Raw genomic sequence first — 3,659 nt, forward strand, 5'->3', positions numbered from 1 at the left:
ACGGACAAAATTATAGATTTTTTCGGTGGATTGAACTTGTAATTTCATCTCCTCTAGCATTTGCTCAATCGGGTCGATGCCATCCTTCTCACAAGCGCGACTGGCCCTCACCATCTCGCCTTCCGGGGTATTTCGCACCGAGCGCAGTTCTCTTTTCAGGTTCTCGTATTGCTTTTTAAGTAGTTCGTTATTGGTTTCAACCCTCTCGCACTGTCGTTTAAGGTCGCTTTCCGATGAGCCTTCAACCGCGAAAGAGTCCCCCATTTGATGCTGTCGTTCGATTTCGAGCAGTTTGGCAATATCTCCCTCTTTATAGGCACGGTTGACCTCCTTCATGATCTCATTGTGACGCATCCGAGTTTCGGGATCCGTAACCTTGTCGGGGTGAAAAATCTCAGCCATTCTCAGGAAAGTGCGGCGTATTTGTCTAGATTCGGGAGATTTAGGCGAGCTTTCAGGTGATATCTCTGTTCCATCATCGTTACGGCCGTAGGAGTCTCCCCCAGAGAAGAAATCCTGCGCGGATTGCTCCGATGATCCTTCCGACTCTTCGTCTCCGAAAAGTTCGTCAAGTTCTTCATCTCCATCGTCAAATTTTGGGCTAATCACCCCCGTTAACTGAAGTGTCTCGTAAATTCCGAGAATCCTTTTTTTTGTCTGCTGCCCCATTTTTCTAGCAGTGAGGATTTCGTCAAAAAGGGCGTGTATTTCGCTGTCGAGGTCGATAAGTTTTTGATAGAGGGGTTGCCCTCTCTGGAAAATCTCTGTCGCCAAGGAACGCATCTGGTCGAGGAATTTCTTCAGTTCGTTGCGTTTTCTGCCAATCTGCTTGAGGAGCCACTGATGCTCCTCCTCTAAAGCTTGGAGACGAAAATGTAGGGAAGACAGCGCCAAGGCAGGAGAGGTAGGCGAATCAGAGGAGTTCGGTGATTTCGGCTTTTTAGATCTGGTCATTACTTTGGGGTGAAAGCATATTGTCCATTCTACCAAGCCGCAAGGAACCGCATTCCTAAAACTCACCCTTGGCTCATTTTGTTGTTTCTCCCTACTCCCATCACCCCATCACCCCTGCGCCGGCGCTCCTGCGGAAACCTTTTTAAGTGCCTAGAAGCTAGATATATCAATGGTCTTAATTAATTCTTATCAATCGAATTAAATTTTTGTAAATAAAATTCTCGATCAGATTAATTATTTTTTCCAAATTCCGCTAGACTTATTTAGTAAGTTCAATCGAGATTCAATATTCCATAGCTAAATTTCTATAGCACAGGCTAGAAGGAAAGTTTAGCGAGGAATTCCTTTACCCATAATTCAGCACACATATTTGCTTTAGCAGCAGGTAGGAGGATTCTATGTCAAATTTTTCGAGACGGAAATTTTTAACCACGGCGGCGGTTTCAGCGGCAGGGGCTGTTGTCCTCAAAGGTTGTTTGGGTAATCCCCCCGACAGTACGGGTGGAACCACCACCACCGCGCCCGCTTCCCCGGCAGCCTCTCCCGTAGCGGTGGCCCCCGGAGAGGCCCCCGAAACCACCAAAATTAAATTAGGTTATATTCCTATCGTTGAGGCCGCACCCTTAATTATTGCCAAGGAAAAAGGCTTTTTTGCTAAATACGGGATGGCCGATGTGGAAGTCTCCAAACAAGCAAACTGGGGATCCGCTAGAGATAACGTGGAAATTGGGGCAGATGCGGGCGGAATTGACGGAGGACAGTGGCAAATGCCCATGCCTTACCTAATTTCCGAGGGACTAATCACCAAAAATAACGTTAAAGTCCCCATGTATGTGTTAGCGCAGTTAAACACCCAGGGTAACGGAATTGCGATCGCAGGTAAACACGAGGGCAAAAATATCGGTTTAGACCTGAAACCCGCCAAAGATTACATCCTCGCCATGAAAACGACGGGAACTCCCTTTAAAGCCGCCTATACCTTCCCGAAAGCTAACCAAGACTTCTGGATTCGTTACTGGTTAGCCGCCGGTGGTATTAACCCCGATACGGATATTAACCTAATTGCGGTTCCTGCCGCCCAAACCGTGGCCAACATGAAAACGGGAACCATGGATGCGTTTAGTACCGGCGATCCTTGGCCGGCGAGAATTGTGGCTGATCAGATCGGTTTTATGTCAGCTTTAACCGCAGAAATCTGGCCCTATCACCCGGAAGAATACCTCGCTATCCGTGCCGATTGGGTGGATAAAAACCCAAAAGCCACCAAGGCCCTATTAAAAGGAATTATGGAAGCGCAGCAATGGCTCGATCAAGAGGCAAATCGGGCAGAAGCGGCAGCAATTCTCGCTAAACCGGCTTATTTCAACCTCAAAGAAGAAATTATCGCCGGTCCCCTCAAAGGAATGCAGAAAATGGGTGACGGTAAACCGGAAATCACCGACAAAAATAAAGGGGTTTTCTACTGGAAAGATCCCGCCGGTAGCGTTTCCTATCCCTACAAGAGTCATGATCTCTGGTTTTTAACCGAAAGTGTTCGTTGGGGTTTCTTGCCGAAAGAAACTTTAACCACTGCCTCAGCCTTAATCGACAAAGTTAACCGCGAGGATCTTTGGAAAGCGGCAGCCACAGAATTAGGAGTTCCCGCGGCCGATATTCCCACCAGTACCTCCCGGGGTGTCGAAAAATTCTTTGATGGCAAAACTTTTGATCCTGCCAATCCCCAAGCTTATCTCGATAGTTTGGCGATCAAAAAATAGCGAGCTTTTCTCGATAGGCTAGGGGCATAAAATATCTAGTCTATTAATCCCAAAAGTGTTTTCTTCTCTCCCCAATCAAGTAACTTTATCTTCAACAAAGGAAAACGGCAAAATGGCAAGTAGCGTCAGCAGAAAAAGTAACGGTGGTTTCAACTTCAGTAAATTCTGGAAAAAGCATTCCCATGACATTCTTCCCCCGATTATCGGTACCCTGGGTTTTCTGATTGTTTGGCAATTAGTCTCGATGCTGGGATTAATCAAATTACCCCCCCCATCCGACCTAATCACCAATGAGCGTACCCGTACTTATTTAATGTATCCTTTCTTTGATCGTGGGGGCATTGATAAGGGACTATTCTGGCAAACTTTAGCCAGTCTGCAACGGGTATTAATCGGTTATTCTTTTGCCGCAGTGGTGGGTATTGGCGTTGGGATTATGGTCGGTTTAAATTCTTTCTTAAATAAGGCCCTCGATCCCCTTTTCCAATTCCTGAGAACAGTTCCTCCTCTTGCTTGGGTTCCCCTATCTTTGGCCGCTTTACAACAAAACCAACCTGCTGCTTTATTCGTGATCTTTATTACCGCAGTTTGGCCGATTTTGATTAATACCACCGTCGGTGTCCAACAAATTCCCCAAGACTATATCAACGTTAAACAAGTCTTGCAATTGTCCAGCAAAAAATTCTTCTTCAAGATATTAATTCCCTCGGCACTTCCCTACATCTTCACTGGTTTGAGAATTGCGATCGGTTTAGCTTGGTTAGCGATTATTGCGGCGGAAATTGTTATGTCGGGTATCGTCGGTATCGGTTTCTTTATCTGGGATGCCTACCAAAATAACTACATCAGCGATATTATTCTCGCGCTGTTTTATATCGGTGGTGTGGGTTTATTACTCGATCGCTTTATGGCTTGGTTGCAAAATCAAATCGTTCGTCAATAGGGAAT

At 46.1% G+C, this 3,659-nt stretch carries 3 protein-coding genes; 2 read left to right on the forward strand and 1 reads right to left on the reverse strand.

Annotation, left to right across the window (positions count from 1 at the left end):
• The coding region (locus PX484_RS17190) for a molecular chaperone DnaJ (RefSeq protein ID WP_288104896.1) at positions 1-954 on the reverse strand (954 nt) is incomplete at its 3' end.
• 398 nt (positions 955-1,352) lie between these two features.
• On the opposite strand from PX484_RS17190, the gene PX484_RS17195 reads away from it, so the two are divergent.
• Both PX484_RS17195 and ntrB read left to right on the forward strand, forming a co-directional pair.
• Positions 1,353-2,711 carry a CmpA/NrtA family ABC transporter substrate-binding protein gene (locus tag PX484_RS17195; protein ID WP_287767720.1) on the forward strand — a complete coding sequence of 453 codons (1,359 nt, stop codon included), beginning with the start codon at positions 1,353-1,355 and terminating at the stop codon, positions 2,709-2,711.
• Positions 2,712-2,823: 112 nt separating this feature from the next.
• A complete protein-coding gene (gene ntrB / locus PX484_RS17200; protein WP_287767733.1) occupies positions 2,824-3,654 on the forward strand; it encodes a nitrate ABC transporter permease in 831 nt (276 codons plus the stop codon).
• The last annotated feature ends 5 nt before the right edge of the window (positions 3,655-3,659 follow it).

Origin of the sequence: Microcystis sp. M49636_WE2 (genome assembly GCF_030065375.1) — a bacterium.
In the GTDB taxonomy this organism is placed as follows: domain Bacteria; phylum Cyanobacteriota; class Cyanobacteriia; order Cyanobacteriales; family Microcystaceae; genus Microcystis; species Microcystis aeruginosa_C.

Coding starts and splice junctions, on each gene's coding strand:
- PX484_RS17195 (WP_287767720.1), top strand. CDS start 1,353: ATGTCAAATTTTTCGAGACGGAAATTTTTAACCACGGCGGCGGTTTCA.
- ntrB (WP_287767733.1), top strand. CDS start 2,824: ATGGCAAGTAGCGTCAGCAGAAAAAGTAACGGTGGTTTCAACTTCAGT.